The organism is Maribellus sediminis (assembly GCF_011799805.1).
In the GTDB taxonomy this organism is placed as follows: Bacteria; Bacteroidota; Bacteroidia; order Bacteroidales; family Prolixibacteraceae; genus Draconibacterium; species Draconibacterium sediminis_A.
In genome coordinates this window covers 109,312-129,667 of record NZ_WXUB01000003.1, presented here as the reverse complement: position 1 = coordinate 129,667, position 20,356 = coordinate 109,312, and the positions used below count along the sequence as shown (strand labels likewise).

General features: G+C 42.5%; 17 protein-coding genes. 13 read left to right on the top strand and 4 right to left on the bottom strand.

Features of this window, described 5'->3' with window-relative positions; translation table 11 throughout:
- The first annotated feature begins 77 nt into the window (after window positions 1-77).
- The 6 genes from HFD85_RS12440 (at window position 78) to HFD85_RS12415 (ending at window position 6,337) form a co-directional block, all read left to right on the top strand.
- Window positions 78-638: a hypothetical protein gene (locus HFD85_RS12440; protein ID WP_167610050.1), complete on the top strand. Its 561-nt coding sequence runs from the start codon at window positions 78-80 to the stop codon at window positions 636-638.
- A gap of 138 nt (window positions 639-776) precedes the next feature.
- Window positions 777-1,340: a hypothetical protein gene (locus HFD85_RS12435; protein ID WP_167610047.1), complete on the top strand. Its 564-nt coding sequence runs from the start codon at window positions 777-779 to the stop codon at window positions 1,338-1,340.
- 59 nt (window positions 1,341-1,399) lie between these two features.
- Window positions 1,400-2,215, top strand: coding sequence for a COG1470 family protein (locus HFD85_RS12430; protein ID WP_167610045.1), 816 nt, complete (start codon window positions 1,400-1,402; stop codon window positions 2,213-2,215).
- 2 nt (window positions 2,216-2,217) lie between these two features.
- Window positions 2,218-5,238: a hypothetical protein gene (locus tag HFD85_RS12425; protein ID WP_167610043.1), complete on the top strand. Its 3,021-nt coding sequence runs from the start codon at window positions 2,218-2,220 to the stop codon at window positions 5,236-5,238.
- Window positions 5,235-5,795: a hypothetical protein gene (locus tag HFD85_RS12420; RefSeq protein WP_167610042.1), complete on the top strand. Its 561-nt coding sequence runs from the start codon at window positions 5,235-5,237 to the stop codon at window positions 5,793-5,795. The genes HFD85_RS12425 and HFD85_RS12420 overlap by 4 nt, the downstream gene beginning before the upstream one ends.
- An 11-nt stretch (window positions 5,796-5,806) precedes the next feature.
- Window positions 5,807-6,337, top strand: a complete 531-nt coding sequence (locus HFD85_RS12415; RefSeq protein ID WP_167610040.1) for a hypothetical protein — start codon at window positions 5,807-5,809, stop codon at window positions 6,335-6,337.
- An 11-nt stretch (window positions 6,338-6,348) separates the two neighbouring features.
- On the opposite strand, the gene HFD85_RS12410 is transcribed toward HFD85_RS12415, so the two are convergent.
- A complete protein-coding gene (locus tag HFD85_RS12410; protein ID WP_167610039.1) occupies window positions 6,349-8,652 on the bottom strand; it encodes a hypothetical protein in 2,304 nt (767 codons plus the stop codon).
- The gene (locus HFD85_RS12405) at window positions 8,645-9,964 is read right to left on the bottom strand and encodes a DUF4249 domain-containing protein (protein ID WP_167610037.1); all 1,320 of its coding nucleotides are present in this window, start codon (window positions 9,962-9,964) and stop codon (window positions 8,645-8,647) included. The genes HFD85_RS12410 and HFD85_RS12405 overlap by 8 nt, the downstream gene beginning before the upstream one ends.
- Window positions 9,965-10,037: 73 nt before the next feature.
- On the opposite strand from HFD85_RS12405, the gene HFD85_RS12400 reads away from it, so the two are divergent.
- The 3 genes from HFD85_RS12400 (at window position 10,038) to HFD85_RS12390 (ending at window position 13,983) form a co-directional block, all read left to right on the top strand.
- Complete coding sequence (locus HFD85_RS12400; protein WP_167610034.1) at window positions 10,038-10,775, top strand: hypothetical protein; 738 nt, start codon at window positions 10,038-10,040, stop codon at window positions 10,773-10,775.
- A gap of 11 nt (window positions 10,776-10,786) precedes the next feature.
- Window positions 10,787-13,567 carry a TonB-dependent receptor gene (locus tag HFD85_RS12395; RefSeq protein WP_167610031.1) on the top strand — a complete coding sequence of 927 codons (2,781 nt, stop codon included), beginning with the start codon at window positions 10,787-10,789 and terminating at the stop codon, window positions 13,565-13,567.
- A gap of 77 nt (window positions 13,568-13,644) precedes the next feature.
- Window positions 13,645-13,983: a hypothetical protein gene (locus tag HFD85_RS12390; protein ID WP_167610028.1), complete on the top strand. Its 339-nt coding sequence runs from the start codon at window positions 13,645-13,647 to the stop codon at window positions 13,981-13,983.
- A gap of 39 nt (window positions 13,984-14,022) precedes the next feature.
- Here HFD85_RS12390 and HFD85_RS12385 read toward each other — a convergent pair whose 3' ends face one another.
- Both HFD85_RS12385 and HFD85_RS12380 read right to left on the bottom strand, forming a co-directional pair.
- On the bottom strand, window positions 14,023-14,412 hold the full coding sequence (locus HFD85_RS12385; RefSeq protein WP_167610025.1) for a VOC family protein: 390 nt from the start codon (window positions 14,410-14,412) through the stop codon (window positions 14,023-14,025).
- 64 nt (window positions 14,413-14,476) lie between these two features.
- Window positions 14,477-15,133 (bottom strand): HD domain-containing protein, encoded by a 657-nt coding sequence (locus HFD85_RS12380; RefSeq protein WP_167610022.1) that lies wholly within the window; start codon window positions 15,131-15,133, stop codon window positions 14,477-14,479.
- A gap of 258 nt (window positions 15,134-15,391) precedes the next feature.
- Between HFD85_RS12380 and HFD85_RS12375 the strand changes: the two genes are divergently transcribed.
- From HFD85_RS12375 to pyrF, 4 genes are all read left to right on the top strand, one after another.
- Window positions 15,392-17,023 carry an AMP-binding protein gene (locus HFD85_RS12375; protein WP_206081966.1) on the top strand — a complete coding sequence of 544 codons (1,632 nt, stop codon included), beginning with the start codon at window positions 15,392-15,394 and terminating at the stop codon, window positions 17,021-17,023.
- A 105-nt stretch (window positions 17,024-17,128) separates the two neighbouring features.
- Complete coding sequence (locus HFD85_RS12370) at window positions 17,129-18,298, top strand: AIR synthase related protein (protein WP_167610015.1); 1,170 nt, start codon at window positions 17,129-17,131, stop codon at window positions 18,296-18,298.
- Between the two features lie 17 nt (window positions 18,299-18,315).
- Entirely contained in the window at window positions 18,316-19,401 is a 1,086-nt protein-coding gene (prfA, locus tag HFD85_RS12365; RefSeq protein WP_167610012.1) for a peptide chain release factor 1, read from the top strand.
- A gap of 50 nt (window positions 19,402-19,451) precedes the next feature.
- Window positions 19,452-20,285 carry an orotidine-5'-phosphate decarboxylase gene (gene pyrF, locus HFD85_RS12360; protein ID WP_167610009.1) on the top strand — a complete coding sequence of 278 codons (834 nt, stop codon included), beginning with the start codon at window positions 19,452-19,454 and terminating at the stop codon, window positions 20,283-20,285.
- Window positions 20,286-20,356: the final 71 nt, after the last annotated feature.

Sequence of the window (20,356 nt, the reverse complement as noted above, 5' to 3'; positions counted from 1 at the left end):
TAGAAAAGCGATTCGGACGCAAATTGAATCAAGCTTTTTTGAAGAAAAAATTTACAAACAATAAACAACACAACATCATGAAAAATTTATCATTAATCTTATCATTGGTTTTAATCTTCGGAATTTCTATTGTTGCTAACGCACAAAAAACAGCTAACCACAACGTAAAAGTTGGTATCTCGAAACATGCACTTGTTGGAGTATCTTCTGCATCAGAAATTGTACTTGAGCCGGCAGCTCCAACTGTTGCAGGTGAAGGTCTTAACTTTGACGCTGAAAGCACAAGCGACAACTCGGTATACTTACAGTATTCTTCAATAATCGGAAGTTCAGCAAACAAAATTACTGTTGCAATGGACGGCGATAATTTGCCAACCGGAGTAAGCATTGAGTTGACCGCTACTGACGATGCAGGAGCAGGTAACGGAGCAGTAGGTAAAGCTGTAAAAGGTGCGATCACACTTTCAGGTACCAGCGAAGACATTGTAACAAATATTAAAAACTGCTACACAGGTACAGGTGCCGGTTCAGGTCATCAGCTAACTTATACATTGAAAATGGGAAGCGATGCAAAGTACGAAGATTTGACTTCAGGAAATTTTACAAATACGGTAACGTACACTATAACTGAGAATTAATTCGACTTTCGGGTAAAAAATAAGAGTCTATGCAAGGCCTGACTGTGAAGTCAGGCCTTTTTTTGTTCAGTTTTTTGAACCCGAAAAATAGGCAAAAAGCTTATTGACGTGCTTTTTATTATGTTCTATCTTTAGGAGATGAATTTTAAGGGCGCAATAGGATTATTTTTTATACTGCTTGTTTTGGCCGGTACTTGTTATGCCGATGAGCATGAAGCAAATCATAAAGCCAAAGTGAACATTCCAAATGTTGCCTTACTTTCGTTACAGTTTGAAGAAAATGCAAATCTGGATCTGACCGGGAGTGCGGCTGCCGTTGCCGGAGATCAGATAAATCTGAATACCAGGCAAAAGTCAGGAGTTTGGATAAATTATTCTTCGGTTAGCGAAAAAAATCAGAAAAGAAAAGTAACAGCCAGCGTTAGCGGAACAATGCCTCATGGAATTACTTTAAAGGTAAAAGCAGAAAAGAGTGTTGGTAAGGGAAAAGGAGAATTAGGGCAAAGCAAAGGTTTAGTAGAACTATCGGAAATGCCCGCTGATATTATTTCAGGCATTGGTTGCTGTTACACCGGAACCGGAACTCAAAACGGACACCTGCTCTCGTACGAAGTGGATGTTGATGAAGCTGTTTTTTACCGAAATTCAGAACAGCAGCCTGCTTTAGTAAGTATTGTTTATACGCTCACCGACGATAATTAATACTTCCAAAAAATTGCAGAAATTTAGAAGATTGGTATTTTAGCATTAAATCCTTGAGAATGTTAAAATCAGCCATAAAAATTCGGGTTTACACCAAAATGTGTATCCTTTTTTTCATGTTAATGCACCTGGCATTTTTTGCGCAGGCAAATATTGTAATTTTAAACGGATTGTCTCATGAGCAAGTGGGGCAGCCCGGCGAACAATACCGCGATCGTGTTGAAATTCAAAACAGTGGTAGCGAGACTAAAAGCGTGAAAGTTTACCTGCGTGATTACTGGTTTTCGTACACAGGCGAAAGCAGGCACGACGAACCCGGAACCTTGCAACGTTCAAATGCTTCATGGATCAATTACAGCCCGCAACTTTTAACGCTTGAACCTGGCGAAAAAGCCGCCATCGATTTTGAAGTAAGTGTACCGCAAAGCGATTCGTTGCGGGGAACTTACTGGAGCGTTATCATGGTTGAAGGCATTTTACCGCCGGACACAACAGCGAGCACCGGTGGCGTTAAAATAAATACGGCCATTCGTTACGCCATTCAAATAATTACCAATATTGGCGATTCGGGAAGTAAAGACCTGCAGTTTCTGGGACTTGAGCTGGTTAAAGACGGGGAACGAAATTTACTAAATGTGGCTGTTGAAAATACAGGCGAATGCATTCTTAAGCCTGAAATGAGTCTTGAGATTTTTAGCGCCGATGGTACCTCGCTTGGCGTTTTTAAAGCCGATCGCCGAAAAACTTTCCCGGGAACTTCTATAACAACTTCAATTCCACTCGACGGAATCGAGCCCGGAAGTTATGCTGCCGTTCTTGTTGCCGATTGCGATGAGGATCATATTTACGGAACCAATATTTCGCTTGAACTTTAATAATGCGTGCAAGTCGTCTGCTCATTGTTGTAATATTTTTAGTGCTGTGCCGGAATGTAGCGGGGCAGGGAGCAGATCGACTTTCTATCCAATTCAATACTACAGATATTTCTGTAATCCCCGGAAAAATTGTCAACCTGGCGTTTCGGGTACAAAATCATTCTGAAGATACGCTTAATGCGCTTCCCGTTTTTTCGCATCCCGAATCGTGGAACATCGTGACCCGTCCGTTCAATATGCAGCTGAAGCCAAACGCGCTTTCGCTGGGCATTGTTTCCTTTAAAGTGCCGAACAACCATCCGGTGGGTAAATTTGCTTTTCAGGTTGAACTGCACCATGCTACAAGTGATGAGGTTTTGGCTGTGTCCCAAATTGAAGTTCAGGTAAAAGAGGTTGAAAACATTACCTTACAATTGGTCGATAAGACGGATCATGTGATGGCCGGCGAAAATATCAGCGCAAATTATTTGATCCAAAATCTTGGGAATACCGAGAAAAAAATATTTCTGAATACCGGCAATTGCGATATTGTTGGATCGCCCGATCTGAAACTACAGCCCGGAGAATCGGCCGGGGTGAAGATCGTTAAAGCAACTTCTGAGGAATCGATTGAAAGTAGAAAGGAATCCTTTACGCTAAGGGTCCAGATCAACGATCGGATTTTGGAAAGCGTGTATGCGAGTTCCATTGTATTGCCATCGAAAAAAGCAAAACAGGATCTGTTTTTTAGATTTCCGGTAAAAGCTTCGGCTACTTATTTATCGACAAATAGAAATAACGATTTCCAATCGGCTTATCAGTTTGAAATTGAAGGGCGGGGCACTCTCGATCCGCAAGGAAAGCACCGGCTTGGGTTTTTGGCGCGCTGGCCCAATAATGCCGATCTTAGTTTTTTGGGATTGTACGATCAGTATTACCTGTATTATTCGCAGAAAAATGTCGATCTGTTTCTTGGCGAAAAATCGTACAACCTTACGCCGCTCACCGAAAATTCGAGATTTGGCCGCGGAGCTGAGGCCAAATTCACCTTGAATAATGGCTTGGCTTTCGGAGCCATGTATGTAAAACCGCGTTTTTATGAGGAAATAGAGGATGAACTGGCCGCCTTCTCAGAATTCAATTTTGGGAAACAAAATAGTGTTGGCGTTTATTTACTCTCGAAAAAATACCTGGGGTATAATGATCCTGCGCAATTGATAAGTGTTACTTCACAATTGAATCCCTTCGAGAACACCAGTCTTGAACTGGAGTATTCGAGAGGGGAATTCAACGAGCAGGGATCGAATGCATGGCGGGCAGGATTGAACAGCAGGTTTTCCATTTTTCAGCTTTCAGGGATTTACTACGATGCCGGCAAATACTATCCGGGATATTATACCAACTCGAGGTTTTACTCGGCCAATGCCGGTGCACGAATTTCAGAAAAACTGAGTTTGACAGTCAATGTAAGGGAAGACTTCAACAATGCCCAGCTCGATACCTTTTTTGTTGTGGCTCCCTATTCCAGGTCGTTTCAGGGAGGGCTTAATTACCGGCTTGGTTCCGAAAGCAGCGTGAAATTGTACTGGCGGGAAACCGAGCGAAAAGACAGGCTAAGTCTTCAAAAATTCCATTACACAACCGATTCGTGGAACCTGCAGTTTAACCAACGACTCAAGCGGTTTAACTACAGCCTTACCGGCGAGTTAGGCGAAACCACCAACTATTTGCTGGCAGACGGGCAAAACAAACAAAACAGCTACCGTGTTAGCACGAACCTGACTTATCAATTCAATACCCGGAATTCGATCCGGCTTTTTGGGCACTGGTCGAACATCAATCAGTTTGTATCCGACGATCAGCGAAGTTTGATGGCCGGACTTTCAGCTTCGAGTAGAATTACCCGAAACCTCCGAATGAATTTCTACCTTCAGAATGCTTACGATATCGACGATTACTACCGTAACCGAAACCTGATGCAATTCAATCTCGATTATTCATTTTTAAAACGGCATACAATTTCGCTACGCAGTTTTTACACCATTTTTAAAAGCCAGACCAGCGATCCTGAATTTACAATCTCGGCGACTTACTCCTACAACCTGGGAATTCCTTTGAAACAGGTTATCAAAGCCGGCAAAATCGAAGGTAGAATTACCGATCAGCAAGGCAATGCCGTAGAAGGCATTTACATAAAGGTGCTAAGTGAAATTGCAGTTTCGGATAAGGCGGGTGAATTTGAATTTAAAGCCGTTCCTCCGGGAAAACAACTGTTGACGATCGATCGCGATAAACTTAAGATTGACGAAACCACAAATATTCGCATGCCACTGGAATTGGATGTACATGAAAATGAAGTCTCGCAGGTAAATATTCAGATTTTGAAAGGTGCCAGGATAAAGGGGCAGTTAAAACTGGGTGAAGCATCGCTTTCGGCGCTTGATGATATGCAGGCGAGTGCAGCAAACATTGTTGTGGAATTAAAGACCGACTTCGAGTCTTATCGCATAACAACTGACAAGAGTGGTTCTTTTTCCTTTCCGCTGGTGCGTCCCGGAACAGTTGTGTTTCGCATTTATGCCAATACCATTCCGGCCGGTTATCAGGCAGCGCAGTCTAGCTACGAGTATGAACTGGTGCCCGGTGAAGAGCGCGAAATCGATTTGGTTCTTTCGGTTAAAAAGAAGAACATTATTTTTAAACCTTCGGGTACGGCCATGTCGGTAAAAGGGGGTGTTAGTACTTTGAAAGTGGCAAGTACAACAAAGCCTGAAAAAGCTGAAGCCAAACCTTATTACACCATTCAAATTGGCGCGTTCAGAAAGCCTTTACCAAAAGATGCTGATTTTCTGAGTGGACATACTTTTTATTTCGAAAAACAAATTGATAACTTTCACAAATATTTTGTTGGGAAATATGATTCCGAAGAAGCGGTCTTAAAACAGCTGAAAGTGTTAAAGCTGCGTTATCGGAATGCATTTCCGGTGGTAGTTGTTAACGATGAGATAATGACTCTTAATCAATTCAATACCAGGATAAAATGAAGCGATTTCGAAAAAATATAGTGCTCACGACATTTGTGTTAATGCAGGCGTTTCCGGTGTTTTCGCAATTGAACGATAAGGCTGTGAACGTGCGTTTTACGGTTCCCGAGATTGCCGTGGTCGACATTGAGCCGGCGCTAAACAACGTAGAGTTTGCCATAAGTGCTTCCGATCAGCCGGGTGCTGAACCGGTGGTGGAGAAACTTTCTGAAGAATCGCTTTGGATCAATTATTCTTCGGCCATACGACCAAACAGCAATAAGCGAAAAATTGTGGCACAGATTAGCGAAGGAGAAATTCCGGCCGGCATTGCTTTTTTTATAGAAGCTTCGGCGGCAACTCCCTTTGGCAGCGCCAACCAGGGAAATTCACTTGGGAAAGTCCAGATGACTAAAGATCCGCGGCCAATTATTAGCGGCATTGGAAGTTGTTATACCGGCGACGGTGTGAACATGGGACACGAGTTGAAGTACTCGATTGAGATTACCGACTTTTCGAAAATAGAATCGGCGGGAGATCAGGTGTTTACCGTAATGTACACCATTAGTGACAATTAATGCAGCGAACGATGAAAGTATACAAAACAAAATTTCTATTAGAAAAACTGGTCTTTGCCGGATGTTTACTGCTTATCGGTTTCGTTGTAAAGGCGCAGGAACTCGAGCTTCAGGTTGAAGGGATGGCAACTTTTGATGCCGCAAGTTTTAGTATCGAAAATGCAGGAGCCGATTTTAATGCTTCCGTTGAAAGTGAATCAACGCTCTTTGTTACGGTAGATTCAAATGATGCATGGGATAAAACGAACAATCCAAACCGAAAATGGAAAGTTGAAGTGCGAAAAGAGGATGTAAGTTGGGATGATGCCATGCAGGTTGAAATCGTAAGAAGCGGAAACGGATATTCGAAAGAAAATAATAAAAGCAATCACGTTAACGATGGTCAGAATTACCAGGTTGTTTCTGCCAACTCCAGCTATTTCTTCCGTGGTAAAGGCTTAATTTCAGAGATCCCCATTCAGTTTCGCTTGAGCGGTATTTCCATTGTTCACGGGGCCGGCGATTTTGAAACCAATGTGATGCTTACTATTTACGACGATTGAGGATCTGGTTTTTATTGGGCTGCCGCTACGTCCGAAACGCTTAGTGGGAAAGTTTGTCGTTCAATTAGTCCTTCACTGTTAATGCCTTCTAAAACAATAGTATAAGTTGCCGCTTCATCAGATGTGAAAAAGCGGATTTCAACTGTATTATTTTCGTTGAACCTTACTTCAGGATTCCAGTAAAGTACATTTCTGAAATCAGGAATTCGTGTATGCTTAAGTGAATCCTGCGAGTAGTCGGGCGAATTAAATTTGTATACCGGAGTATACATAGTATAGGATTGCCGAAACAGGTTTTTATCGAAATCAAAGGCAGCCATGTCTCCTGCCTTCGTAACCAGATTCATTACCTTGCCAATTTGATACTGATGAACAAACACATCACGGCTTTCAACATCAATTCGTTCAACCTTTGCCGCATTAACTTTTAAGAGGTCATTCTGATTGGCAACTGGAACGCCGTCAACCATGCAGAACGAGTTGATTTCGCGCGAATTAACTTCTCCTTCTGATATCGAGAAGCTGAATTCATCAGCCTTCTTCACCAGATGTGCCTGTGGCACCAATTCGCGGAAAATCTCCTCCATGGTTGGCATTTCAATGTAGTTGTCTAGCACTGTTGAACTGCCGGGAGAACCATAAAAACTCACCGGTTCAGCCTGTTGCAGTTCCTGTGCCGGCCACGGATTAACCTTGTCATAAAGCACAGAGATCTGCATATTAATAATGGCCTGGTTGAGTTGAGCCAGTTTTTCACGTTCCATGTATAGGGGCGTCAGTGGTCGGCTTGAATACTTCGCGGAAAAAGGTAAATCGAGGTTGACTTTGTATCTTGCCGACAATGAATCCTGGAGGAAAGGCTGAATGACCATTTCCTGTTCGCCAAATCCGTTCGCTTCAAAATAAAATTGGCCGGCCTCATCCGTTTCGCTTATGTCGATTGTTGGATGATGCCCGACAAAACTCAGCATGAAAGCCTCATTTTTGATCGGTTCCTGCGTTTCAATATCAAGTATCCTTCCTGAAATGATTTCACCTTTTCGCTCGGGTAAATAAAGTTTGTTATCCGAATCGGCGAGAATTTTTTGAATCGGCGAATAGGCAATCAAAAGATCATTAACAGTTAGATTTTCACTCGCATATTTAGTTAATTCATTAAGCGGAGAATTAAACACAGTTGGTGAATTCTTATTCGATTTTGCAGCCAGCAGACAGTCTTTTAACACCGAAACAGATACGTCTTTCAGCTGGCCCTGATTTTTAATTTGCAACACGACCTGTGAGCGCCCGGTGTAATTTTGTTTGTCAGTGTTTACTTCAAAACGGCTCTCAACGGTTTCGGCATCTTTCACAAAAAAGCGCGATGCCACAACCTCGCCTGAAGGATGAATAAGTAATGCATTTAAATAGCCCTTTAGCAGCTCCTTTTTTTCAACATTAACAACAGGTATTTTCTGATCGACGAAGCGGTAGCTGTTCAGCAATTCTCCCGTGGAGCTTAGAATATCCAGCTTCCATTCTGGTGTATGGAACTCGTTTGGTGTAGTAGAATGTAATTTAAACTGCAGTGAATTACCGGTCTCGTTACTGAGTTGCAAAGCATAAGCGTTTTCATTTGCTTCAAATGCGGTAATCGTTTTTAGGGAATTGCTTCCGGCCTGGAACGTGTAACGGCCCGGTTGTTCTGTCTGAATCAAAACAGCTCCAAATCCGTTTTTATCGGTTTGAATACTGGCAATTGAATCACCGCCAGGAGATAAAATCGTTCCCGAAGTACTGATCGGGTTTCCTGTTTTATTGAATGAGCGGGCTAGAATTTTAGTTTGACAGTGCGCGGGAATACGACCATTCTCTCCGTAAAAAATTACAGTGTCGTCCCTGAATATATTTTCGGCAGCCGGGAAAGGTTTTTTTGAAAATGGATTCATAACCACAATGTCTTTCGTAAAAAACAGGTCTGCGTTGTAGTTTCTCATCCATTTGGTGTAGGCTCTTATTCTGAAAATACCGGTCGAGAGCGTGTCGGGTAATTCAAATTTCGTGTCGGCGCTTCCGTTTTCGAGGGCAAATTTTAACTGAACAACAGGCGTGTTTTTGCCGTTGATTACCTCAAGGTATGCCACCTGGCTGAGTTCCGACTTATTTGTGCTACCGCTTTTTATACAGTCAATTTTAAGCCATACGGGCTCACCACTGATGTAAATGTCTCGATCAGTTCGAAGCACAACCGTTTCCTGAGCTGTGGCAAAAAACACAAACACAAGTATCAAAAAGGTTAATATGATCTTTGGTAGCTTCATATTTATCTTATTCATCTTCCCAAAAATCGGGAGGATTCAATTCTCCTTGTAAGGTACAATCACAACATTGCGGCGTAGAAACAGCCAATCCGATAACTTTGTCGATAAATGGATTTTCGTGAAGGATTGGAAATGCCAGAACGTATTCATAGAAATCGTTCAGAATATAGTTCTCGTAAATTTCATATACCGACATATTCAGATCTTTCACCATCAATGAGTCGAAACCACAGCTGTTGTAATAGTCATTCACCGGAAGTTGCAGATATCGTATTTCGCTGTAGTCGATATATAGTCGCCGTGTTGCTGCCGAGACCACAGAAAAGTACCCCAGCACTTTTTCATCAGGATCGGCTTCATTCTTAATATTCCCCTGGATGGTAAAAGGCTGTTCACCAAAAATATTGTTGACATCCGGATTGGTTTGTTCGAGTTTTCGCCAGTATTCGTATTCTTCCTTGGTTATAGAATATTGTTTGATTAATACACTGTAGCGCTGGAAAAGCTTATCTGTATTTTTCGAATCCACAAAAAACAACTCCTTGCCTTCAATGTTTTTCTGTGATTGTCCGCCAAAATTTTGAATCAGAATTTCGTTTGACACTTCCGATTTCCAGCAGTATTTTTTTGAAATTGTTTTTTCCCAGTCTCCATCCGGAGTGGGTACTTCGTCGTAGCCAAACGGGATGGCAAATTTCCAGTCTTCATCGTAGGCCCAACGCAGGTATTCCACGTCTTCAGCATTCACTTTTCCGTTAATAAATACCCGTAATCCTGTGAAATAGCTTTCAGCAACGCTGTCGGGATGATTGCCTGGTACATAGTAAATGCTGTCGATTTGGGTCGCCGGTTTCATCATACATGCATCCGATCGATATACACGTCCGTTTTTAGTTGATATTTGTAAAGTGTATGTTCTGCCGGGTACTCCGATGAAATTGTTCTCATTGGTTTCGTATATTCCATCTTCGGTTTCCGTAAACGCAGTCATGTTGCCTAAGTCGTCCTCAATGATAACGTTCGCACCTGTTTCGAGAGTTATGTCTTCATTTATATTGGCCACTGCGCGGGTTAACCGTACCTGGTAGGCTGTGTTTTCATTCGAAATTAATCCGTCCACAACAAGCAGGTTCGATGCTTCATCGCCAACCGAAGCTGAAAACGGTTCCAGACAAGCCTGCAATGCCCATATTACAAACAGGGCGCAGCATATTTTCAACCAAATTGATGTTCGAAATAAAGTCTTAATGTTATATAAGGCCACCGAATTCTTTCTTTTTGCATAAAGAAAGTAAAAAATATTGATCATATGGTTACTGTCGTACATATTATGTTATTTTTGGGATGGATAATTCATTTATTAGTTAATGTTCGTGCGCTGTTTAATTTTAATCCACTTTTTGCTTGGGTGCGTTACTACACTTTATGCACAAAAATCGCCTGCTTATGCTTTGGATGAAAAGAAGGCGCTTGAAGCGTATAAGCATGAATTACCGCGGGATTACGGATATTTATACGGAAAGACTTATGAGTTATATCATTACGGATTAGAAACCAGTCCCTTGTTTAATGCAACCCTCGGAATGGACGGCATTATTTATTCCAATGGCGAATCGTATTCGGCCACGCTCATGTACGATATTTACAAGGATGAGCTGGTCTGTTTAACCGATATTTTTCCCGCATCCAATTTTATTTGTCTGAATAATGAAGTAATCGACTCTTTTAAAGTGGTGGCGAAACCCGAAAGTAAATCGCCCTTACAATTACGCCGCGAGACGGAATTTACTTTTGTAAAGGTTAATTTTTCTGAGATTGAGCAAGATGTATTAGCCAACGGATTTTATGAAACCATTAAGTCGGGGGATAAAGCGATTTTTGTGCACCACGAGGCTATTCAGGGGAACAACGAAGGTGAGGAGGCTGTTATTCAAGGCATTTTCAGGTACGATTATGTGCGAAAGAAAACACTTTTGTTAAAAGGAAAATATTACGACCTCAATTCAAAACGAAAATTCTTAAATCAGTTTCCCGAAAATAAAAAGGCTATTTCCAAAAAGCTTCGATCGTTTCATGCCCGGTTCGAAGACCTGTCGGCCACCCAATTACTTGAAGCTGTAAACTTAATTACCGAATAATTTTGTACCTGATGAAGAAGATTGTATTAATCGCTATACTGGTTTTAGTTGCTCTGATACAATCTGTGGCTCAAAACGAAAAGATCACGCTGAACGTCAGCAACGAATCTTTTGAAAACATTATTTACGGGCTTGAAAAACAAACGGGTTATCATTTTTATTACAATCCTGAGTGGGTTGACAGCCTGCTATTTACTATGAATGTGAATGCAGCTTCATTAAACGAGGTTCTGGATAAATTGTGCCAACCTCAGAACCTGTCCTTTGCAATTTTGGAAGGGAAAAGAATCGTTTTTACAAAAGACTACAAGCTTAAAACCGATTTTGCAGCGGCTTATATCGACTACCTGGATAACAAACAAGTTGCTCCTGCTGATACCGTTTACGGTTTGCCCAGATCGAAGGAAGAAAATCCCCAGGACAGCGAATTCAAAGTATACACCATTGGTAGTCCTTCGGTTAATCCGCGCTCAAAAACGGCCACTCTGCAGGGAACGATTAAGGATGCTGACTCAGGCGAACCCCTTGTAGGAGCCACCGTTTACATTGAAGAGCTGAAACTGGGAACCGCATGCAATGCTTACGGCTATTACACCATAACCATTCCCAAAGGTCAATATAAAGTAGAGTATCGTCAGATCGGTATGCGCACGGTGCAGCGAAACATTATAATTCATTCCGATGGTAAACTGAACGTGGAGCTCGAGTACAAACCCGAGGCACTAAACGAAGTTATTGTAATAGCCAAAGAGGAAAATAATGTGAAAACTGTTCGCATGGGAGTGGAGAAAATTTCGATGAAAACATTGAAGCAGCTACCGATGGGATTTGGAGAAGCAGACATTATAAAAAGTTCCTTACTGCTTCCGGGAGTACAGTCGGTGGGCGAAGCGTCAAGTGGCTTCAACGTACGAGGTGGTAGCGTCGACCAAAACCTTATTCTTTTGAACGATGCGTCGATTTTGAATACCTCACACTTTTTTGGTTTTTTCTCAGGCTTTAATTCTGAACTCGTAAAAGACATCACCTTGTATAAAAGTGGTATTCCGGCCAAATATGGTGGTCGGGTTTCGTCGGTTATGGATATTACTTTAAAAGACGGTAATCGCAAAAAGACGGAATTCGGTGGTGGGATCAGTCCCGTTTCGGGCCGATTGAATTTAGAAGGACCGATCGTTAAAGACAAAAGCTCGTTTATTATTGGGGCGCGGTCAACATATTCGAACTGGATTCTGGGCCTGCTTGACGATGAAAAGCTCAAAAATAGCTCGGCCGGTTTCTATGATGTGCAGGGAAATGTTTCGTTCGATATTAACCCGAATAACAGTTTGTACCTGTCAGGTTACCTGAGCCATGATGCCTTCGATTATTATGCTGAAGACGCATTCGAATACCAATCGTTTGCCTCAACTTTCCGATGGAAACACATTTTCAGTCCACGCTTGTTTTCCACTTTTACGGGTGTTGTGAGCAATTACGATTACACCATGAAATCGAGAACCGACAGCACCCAGCTGAATAATGTGCAATACAAAATTCTGCAGAAAACGTTTAAAGCCGATTTTACCTATCATACTGCCAACAATCACAAAATCGATTTTGGATTGAATTCAACCTGGTATGATCTGTATCCCGGAAACCAGTGGCCGGTCGGCAGCACTTCGCTGATCACTGAGAAAGCGATTGAAAAGGAACAGGCACTGGAGTCGGCTTTATATATTGGCGATGAATTTGATTTAAACGGAAGGATCTCGCTGGCAGCCGGATTCAGGTATAACTTTTATGCCAACTTCGGCCCCAAAACACAGGTTAATTATCTGGCTGGCATCCCGCGAAACGAGGCGTCGATAATTGATACGACCCATTTCAGTAAAAATGAAGTTGTTCAGTTTTATTCTGCTCCCGAAATACGGTTCTCGGCTAATATCAAATTGGGGCTCGATAATTCATTAAAGATCGGTGCAAACCGTATGTATCAGTACATTCACCTGATGTCGAATACAATGGCCATGTCGCCAACCGATGTGTGGAAACTCAGTGATTCGTACCTGAAACCACAACGCGGCGATCAATTTTCGATAGGCTTTTACCATAATATGCGGCAGAATACCATCGAAGCTTCGATTGAGACCTATTATAAGAAGCTGGATAATATTCTGGATTACAAAGGTGGTGCTCAGCTTGTTATGAGCGATCACCTGGAAACTGATGTAATCAACGGAAAAGGAAAAGCCTACGGAATTGAGTTGATGTTACAGAAAAAAAAGGGCAAGTACACCGGCTGGATAAACTACACCTATTCGCGTATTTTACACAAAATCGACAGCGAATTTGAAGAGGAGCGGGTGAATAACGGCGAATATTTTCCGGCAAACTACGATATGCCACACAACTTTAAACTGGTGTTTAATTACAAATATTCCAGGCGATTTAATCTGTCGGCCAACTTTTTATACAACACCGGAAGGCCTTATACGGCACCGGTAGCCTATTATTATTTTAACGATGCCATGCGCGTGTATTATTCCGACAGAAATGCAGTGCGCATGGATGATTATATCCGGCTTGACGTGGCGGCAAACATTAACGGGAACCTGCTGCGAAAGAAGCTTAATCACAGTTCCTGGACCTTTGCGGTGTACAATGTTTTCGGTCGGAAAAATCCATACTCCATCTTTTTCCGCACCGAGAATGAACAGGTGAAAGGTTATAAAATGTCGATTTTCGGGCAACCCATTTTCACGGTTACTTACAACTTCAAGTTATTTGGAAACGCAAAAGATGATTTTTAGGAAGGTTCTCAATAAGGGCGTTCGCTTAATCAGTTTTAAACTATTGTTTTCCAGAAAGAGGATGATTAAATTTGAGGATGCGCAAATTCTATTTTATCGTTTTACTGCTTCTAGCTTTTATTGCTTGCGAAGACCGCGAGCCCGATCCGGTTGTTATTCCAGTTTGGCTCGAGGCCCGGATTGCCGAGCTCGAAGACTCGGGATGTGTGGGCTGCAACATCAGAAGATATACTTACAAGGAAGAATTTTTTTACCACGTGTATTGCAATTACTGGTCGTGTATCGATTGCGAGATTTATCATTATGATGGTGAACCCGTGGATTGGGAGTATACTGATCGCGCCGATTTCTGGGCCAATAAAAACCGAACTGTATTGCTGTGGGAATGCCCTGTTGATTCAACTTCGCAGCCTTAAAATAAATGTAGGTAGGGGCAAAAATGTTTATGAAAAAAATTAAGCCATAATTTCAACCCGGTTTCCTTCAGGATCCAAAATCACACTTTCGTAATAACCGTCACCTGTAATTCTTGGTTCGCTGATAATCCGGAAACCATCTTTGCGCAATTCTTCAGTAAGTTCACGAACCTTTGTTATTGAACCAACCTGTATGGCAAAATGAATCAATCCGGAATGTTGTTTTATCGGGTCATTTTTCGATTTTGGAATGTTGGGCATTTCCATCAGTTCTATTCGGCAGTCTCCATTAAATGTGAGAAAATACGAACGAAATTCTTTGCTGTGGTTATAGTATATTTCTGATGATGACGCATCGAAATAGTGCGTGTAAAAATTTCGGAGACCCTCGAGGTTATAAGTCCAAATACCAAGATGTTCAATTCGCATGGCTTCTGTTTTTTTGTTCTTTTAAAAATACGAAACGTTTTATTGAAAAGCCACAGCGACCGAATTAAAAATTAGCTTCCCATTCGTTAAAGAATTGTTCCAGAAAATCTTCCATGAATTGATGGCGTTTTTCAGCAAGTTCTTTCGCCGTTTGGGTATTCATCCGGTCTTTCAGCAGCAATAGCTTTTCGTAAAAATGATTAATGGTGGGCGCATTTGTTTTTTTGTAAGCCTCGAAACTATCGTGGTTTTCCGGCTGAACAGCCGGATTGTAAATCAATCTGTTTTTGTTGCCACCATAGGCGAAAGTTCTTGCAATGCCTATCGCTCCAATGGCATCTAGCCGGTCGGCATCCTGCACAATTTTTGCTTCCAGTGAACTCGCCGGAGTTGGAACACCGGCTCCTTTGTATGAAACCTCGTGAATGATTTCCAATACTTTTTCAATATCCTGTTCAGAGACGTCCATTTTGCTCAGCCACTCGAATGTCTTCGAAACTTTGCTTCCGCCATTTAACTTCCAGTCGTCAAGATCGTGGAGCAAAGCAGCCAGTTCGATGTGAAAAATATCACCTCCTTCGGTTTTAGCTATTTGTAAAGCCACTTTTTTCACCCTGTAAATGTGCCACCAGTCGTGTCCCGATCCTTCGTTTTCAAAATAAGCTTTTATGTAATCCTCTGTGGCTTTCAGTAGCTGTTTTTGTCGAAAATTTGTATTCATAATTCGAAATTTGGTAAATATTCTTCATCCAAAAAGCATAAAAAACGTTAATAATTTAATCCTTGTTTTGTAAGTAGCAGAATATCAGCATATTTGAGAAGGTGTTAATTCAGTGAGACTTATGTCACCGTAGCAAACATTAGTTTTTTACTATTTTTGCACGCAGTTAGGGAACGTAAATTGCTATATAAACGGCTTTTACGAAACAGACAGTTAGGAATATTTATGACTTATACAGAGAAATTGACTTTGCCGGCGATGTTTCAACATTCGGTAAAAACTTATAAAGATAAAACCTCGATCGTTTTTGCCGGTGAGAAGAATTACACTTACCGCGAAATGGGTGAAGAGGTTGAATTGTTGGCTGAAATGCTTTTGGAACTGGGAGTTTCAAAGGGCGATAAGGTAGCAATATTAAGCACCAATATGCCCAATTGGGGTAAGGTGTTTTTTGCTATTTCGATGGTTGGGGCCGTGGCAGTTCCAATTCTGCCCGATTTTCATAGCCGTGAGATTCATACCATTATCGAACATTCTGAATCGAAGATCTTATTTGTTTCGGAAGGTTTGTACCACAGCCTTGGCGAAGAAACCAGCCAACTGCTGAAAGGGATGGTTTTGATGGAAAATTATGCCATTATTCCACAAGCTACTCCGGCAGATCATCTGAAAATACTGGAGACTTCTTTACCGGTGAAAGTTGAGAAATACAGTCCGGCTGAGGTTGAGGAAGATGATCTGGCATCGATTATTTATACATCAGGAACAACAGGTAATCCAAAAGGAGTGATGCTATCACACAAAAACCTGACCTGGACAGCGCGTCAGAGCAGAACCTTACAAAAGATTGATTCTAATGACCGATTTTTGTCCATACTGCCGTTGTCGCACACACTCGAAAACACAGTTGGTTTCTTGCTTGCGATAATGTACGGAGCATCGGTTCATTACCTGCGCAAACCGCCGGTAGCTTCTGTTTTAATGCCTGCATTTCAGAAGGTAAAACCAACCGTGATGTTGTCGGTGCCTTTGATCATTGAAAAAGTTTATCGCTCGAAAGTACTGCCGACGTTTCAGAAAAATGCTTTAATGCGTTTTCTGAGCACGTTTAAACCTACGCGAATTGTGTTGCATAAAGTGGCCGCAAAAAAACTGCTGAAGACTTTTGGCGGTAAAATTCATTTTTTTGGCATTGGGGGTTCAAAACTCGATAGTACAGTGGAACGCTTCTTATACGAAGGTGGTTTCCCGTATGCCATTGGTTACGGACTTACAGAAACTGCACCGCTTTTAGCCGGCGCCGTTGGTAAAACCAGGACCATCGGATCAACCGGTATTGCCATGGAAGGTGTTTCGCTGCGTATTGCCGATCCCGATCCAAAAACCGGTGAGGGAGAAATACAGGCCAAAGGAGAAAATGTAATGCAGGGTTATTATAAAGCTCCGGATATTACAGCTGAAGTTTTTACCGAGGATGGCTGGTTCCGAACCGGCGACCGTGGGGTGTTTGACAAAAACGGACGACTGCACATTAAAGGTCGTATTAAAACGATGATTGTTGGAGCCAGCGGAGAAAACATTTATCCTGAAGAAATCGAATCAGTGATCAACAAGATGCGTTTTGTGCTGGAGTCGCTGGTGGTGGAGAAAAAGGGCAAACTAGTGGCCATGATTCATTTAAACAGGGAAGAGATTGAAGAGCAATTTCAGCACCTGAAATTGGAAGCTAAACAGTTTATCGCTTTAAAATCGGAAGAGATTCTGAATGAGATTCACAAGAAAGTAAACCAGGAAGTGAATAAATTCTCACGCATCAGCCAGGTTGTTCTTCAGCCGATGCCTTTCGAACGTACACCAACAAAGAAAATCAAGCGCTTTTTATACGCTTAGTTATAACCATATTAATGGAAAGGAAAGCTTTTGCGGAGGCTTTCCTTTTTTTATTACAGGTCGGCAGAATTTGTTAATTTTGTAGCCACAAAAATCGCAAAGTAAATGGTAACCGAATCGAGATATAGTGCCAGGGGAGTTTCGGCCTCGAAAGAAGATGTTCATGCAGCCATCAAAAATGTGGATAAGGGTTTGTTCCCGAAAGCATTTTGTAAAATCGTGCCCGATATTTTGGGTGGCGATGCTGATTGGTGCAACATTATGCATGCCGATGGAGCTGGAACAAAATCGTCGCTGGCCTACATGTATTGGAAAGAAACCGGAGACCTCTCGGTTTGGAAAGGCATTGCACAGGATGCACTGATTATGAATGTTGACGATCTGCTTTGTGTGGGTGCAACTGATAATATTTTGGTTTCATCCACCATTGGAAGAAACAAAAACAACATCCCGGGCGAAGTTATTGCCGCTATTATCAACGGAACTGAAGAGTTGCTGGCCACGCTGCGCGAAATGGGGATCAGCATTTATTCAACAGGTGGTGAAACTGCCGATGTTGGCGACCTGGTTCGTACCATCATTGTTGATTCAACCGTTACCTGCCGCATGAAACGGGAGGATGTGGTTTCGGCGGACCGGATAAAAGCCGGCGATGTAATCGTAGGGCTTTCATCATCGGGTAAAGCTACATATGAAGATGCGTACAACGGTGGCATGGGAAGCAATGGATTGACTTCAGCCCGTCACGATGTTTTCGCGAAATACCTCGCCGAAAAATATCCTGAAAGTTTTGATCCTGAAGTGCCTGCTGAACTGGTGTATTCCGGACAGAAAAAACTGACCGATGCGATTGAAGGTCTGGATATTGATGCCGGAAAACTGGTGTTGTCGCCAACGCGGACTTATGCGCCGGTGATCAAAAAAATCCTCGACAAGTATCGTGACCAGATTTCGGGAATGATACACTGTTCGGGTGGTGCACAAACCAAAGTGCTGCATTTTGTCGATGATGTACACGTGATAAAAGACAACATGTTTCCGGTTCCTCCGTTGTTCAGCATGATACAGGAACAGTCGGGAACCGATTGGAAAGAGATGTATAAGGTGTTCAACATGGGGCACCGTTTTGAGATATATTGTGGCGCCGATGTGGCCGAAGAGATCATGAAGATTTCAGAGTCGTTTAACATTGATGCACAAATTGTTGGGAGAGTGGAACCTTTCGATGGTAAGAAGCTTACCATAACATCGGAGAAAGGTACTTTTGAATATTGATTGTAAGGAAAAAAGAGATGGCACAATACCCGTTACTGGAAAAATTTGAATCGATAAAACACCGCTACGAAGAGGTGGAACAGCAGATTACCGATCCTGAAGTGATTGCTGATATGCAGCGTTATGTGAAGCTGAATCAGGAATATAAACAGCTGCAAAAGCTGGTGGCAAAATTTCAGGAGTATAAAAACCTGGTGGATAATATCCTGACCGGGAAAGAAATGCTGGCAGAAGAAAGCGATGAAGAAATGCGTGAAATGGCACGCGACGAAATTGAAGAGTCGGAAGAAAAGCTGCCTCGGGTTGAAAAAGAAGTAAAAATGTTGCTGGTACCTGCCGATCCGGAAGATGCCAAGAACGCGATTCTTGAGATTCGTGCCGGAACAGGTGGCGACGAAGCCAGTATTTTCGCGGGCGATCTTTTCCGCATGTACTCAAAATTCTGCGAGAAAAAAGGATGGCGGCTCGAGGTAACCAATGCCAACGAAGGAACTGCCGGTGGCTTCAAGGAAATTGTAGCCAACATTACCGGAGAAGGCGTTTACGGCATCATGAAATACGAATCGGGTGTGCACCGTGTACAGCGTGTTCCGCAAACCGAAACACAGGGGCGTGTGCATACTTCGGCGGCCACTGTGGCTGTTTTGCCCGAAGCCGATGAATTCGATGTGGAACTCAGGACCGAAGATATTCGTCGCGATGAGTACTGTTCGTCGGGACCGGGTGGACAGTCGGTGAACACCACTTATTCGGCCATTCGTTTGACCCACCTTCCAACCGGAATTGTGGTGACTTGTCAGGATCAGAAATCGAAACTGAAAAACCTGGATAAAGCGATGGCCGAGCTGCGTACGCGTTTGTACAATATGGAATACCAGAAATACATCGATGAAATTTCGTCGAAACGTAAAACCATGGTTTCTACCGGCGACCGTTCGGCAAAGATCCGTACTTACAACTGGCCGCAGGGACGTGTTACCGATCACCGTATCAACCTTACACTGTACAACCTGCAGGCGATCATCGGTGGCGAGATCGAAGAGATCATCGAAAAACTGATGTTCGAAGAGAACGCAGAAAAACTGAAAGAAGCAGAAATCTAATAATAATGGAAGTCTTGTGACTCCGATCTTCAAGCTTCCGACTAAGAGACATGAATCAACAACAACTTTTTGAACAGATACAAAAGAAACGCAGTTTTCTTTGTGTTGGGCTGGACACCGATATCCAAAAAATACCGCAGCATTTACTCGATACTTCTGATCCGATGTTTTCTTTCAACAAGGAAATTATTGATGCTACAGCAGAGTTTACCGTTGCTTACAAACCGAATCTTGCCTTTTACGAGAGCCAGGGATCGGCAGGAATAGTGAGCCTCGAAAAAACGGTTTCGTATGTAAAATCGAAATACCCGAATATTTTTATTATTGCCGATGCCAAGCGTGGCGATATCGGGAATACTTCGAATTTATACGCCCGCGCATTTTTTGGCAAGCAGAAATACGATGCGGTTACAGTAGCGCCGTACATGGGTGAGGATTCAGTGAAGCCGTTTATGACTTACCCTGAAAAATGGGTGATCCTGTTGGCTTTGACATCAAACCAGGGAGCGTACGATTTTCAGTTTATCGAAAATAAAGAGAACGGCGAAAAGCTGTTTGAAACAGTATTGAAGACCTCGCAAAAATGGGGAACCGAAGAAAACCTGATGTACGTGGTTGGTGCAACAAAAGCCGAAAAGCTAAAAGAGATTCGCGAAATCGTTCCGAACCATTTCCTTTTGGTTCCGGGTGTTGGTGCACAAGGTGGCAGTTTGCAGGAAGTGGCGCACAACGGTTTGAACAGCAAATGTGGATTATTGGTAAACTCATCGCGCGGCATTATTTATGCTTCGTCGGATGTTGACTTTGCAGACCAGGCAAAAGCCGCAGCCAAAAAAGTTCAGCAGGAAATGGAAGTCCTGCTGGCTGAAGCAAATCTAATTTAGAAGAAATATAAACCAAATAAAGAAGGGTAGCATTTACAAGATGCTACCCTTTTCTTTTATGTCATAAGTCG

Excerpts from the sequence above, each read along its gene's own strand:
- prfA (WP_167610012.1), top strand. The coding sequence starts at position 18,316 with ATGGCACAATACCCGTTACTGGAAAAATTTGAATCGATAAAACACCGC.
- HFD85_RS12420 (WP_167610042.1), top strand. The coding sequence starts at position 5,235 with ATGAAGCGATTTCGAAAAAATATAGTGCTCACGACATTTGTGTTAATG.
- HFD85_RS12415 (WP_167610040.1), top strand. The coding sequence starts at position 5,807 with ATGAAAGTATACAAAACAAAATTTCTATTAGAAAAACTGGTCTTTGCC.
- HFD85_RS12440 (WP_167610050.1), top strand. The coding sequence starts at position 78 with ATGAAAAATTTATCATTAATCTTATCATTGGTTTTAATCTTCGGAATT.
- pyrF (WP_167610009.1), top strand. The coding sequence starts at position 19,452 with ATGAATCAACAACAACTTTTTGAACAGATACAAAAGAAACGCAGTTTT.
- HFD85_RS12395 (WP_167610031.1), top strand. The coding sequence starts at position 10,787 with ATGAAGAAGATTGTATTAATCGCTATACTGGTTTTAGTTGCTCTGATA.
- HFD85_RS12370 (WP_167610015.1), top strand. The coding sequence starts at position 17,129 with ATGGTAACCGAATCGAGATATAGTGCCAGGGGAGTTTCGGCCTCGAAA.
- HFD85_RS12430 (WP_167610045.1), top strand. The coding sequence starts at position 1,400 with ATGTTAAAATCAGCCATAAAAATTCGGGTTTACACCAAAATGTGTATC.
- HFD85_RS12380 (WP_167610022.1), bottom strand. The coding sequence starts at position 15,133 with ATGAATACAAATTTTCGACAAAAACAGCTACTGAAAGCCACAGAGGAT.
- HFD85_RS12390 (WP_167610028.1), top strand. The coding sequence starts at position 13,645 with ATGCGCAAATTCTATTTTATCGTTTTACTGCTTCTAGCTTTTATTGCT.
- HFD85_RS12435 (WP_167610047.1), top strand. The coding sequence starts at position 777 with ATGAATTTTAAGGGCGCAATAGGATTATTTTTTATACTGCTTGTTTTG.
- HFD85_RS12375 (WP_206081966.1), top strand. The coding sequence starts at position 15,392 with ATGTTTCAACATTCGGTAAAAACTTATAAAGATAAAACCTCGATCGTT.
- HFD85_RS12410 (WP_167610039.1), bottom strand. The coding sequence starts at position 8,652 with ATGAATAAGATAAATATGAAGCTACCAAAGATCATATTAACCTTTTTG.
- HFD85_RS12425 (WP_167610043.1), top strand. The coding sequence starts at position 2,218 with ATGCGTGCAAGTCGTCTGCTCATTGTTGTAATATTTTTAGTGCTGTGC.
- HFD85_RS12385 (WP_167610025.1), bottom strand. The coding sequence starts at position 14,412 with ATGCGAATTGAACATCTTGGTATTTGGACTTATAACCTCGAGGGTCTC.
- HFD85_RS12405 (WP_167610037.1), bottom strand. The coding sequence starts at position 9,964 with ATGTACGACAGTAACCATATGATCAATATTTTTTACTTTCTTTATGCA.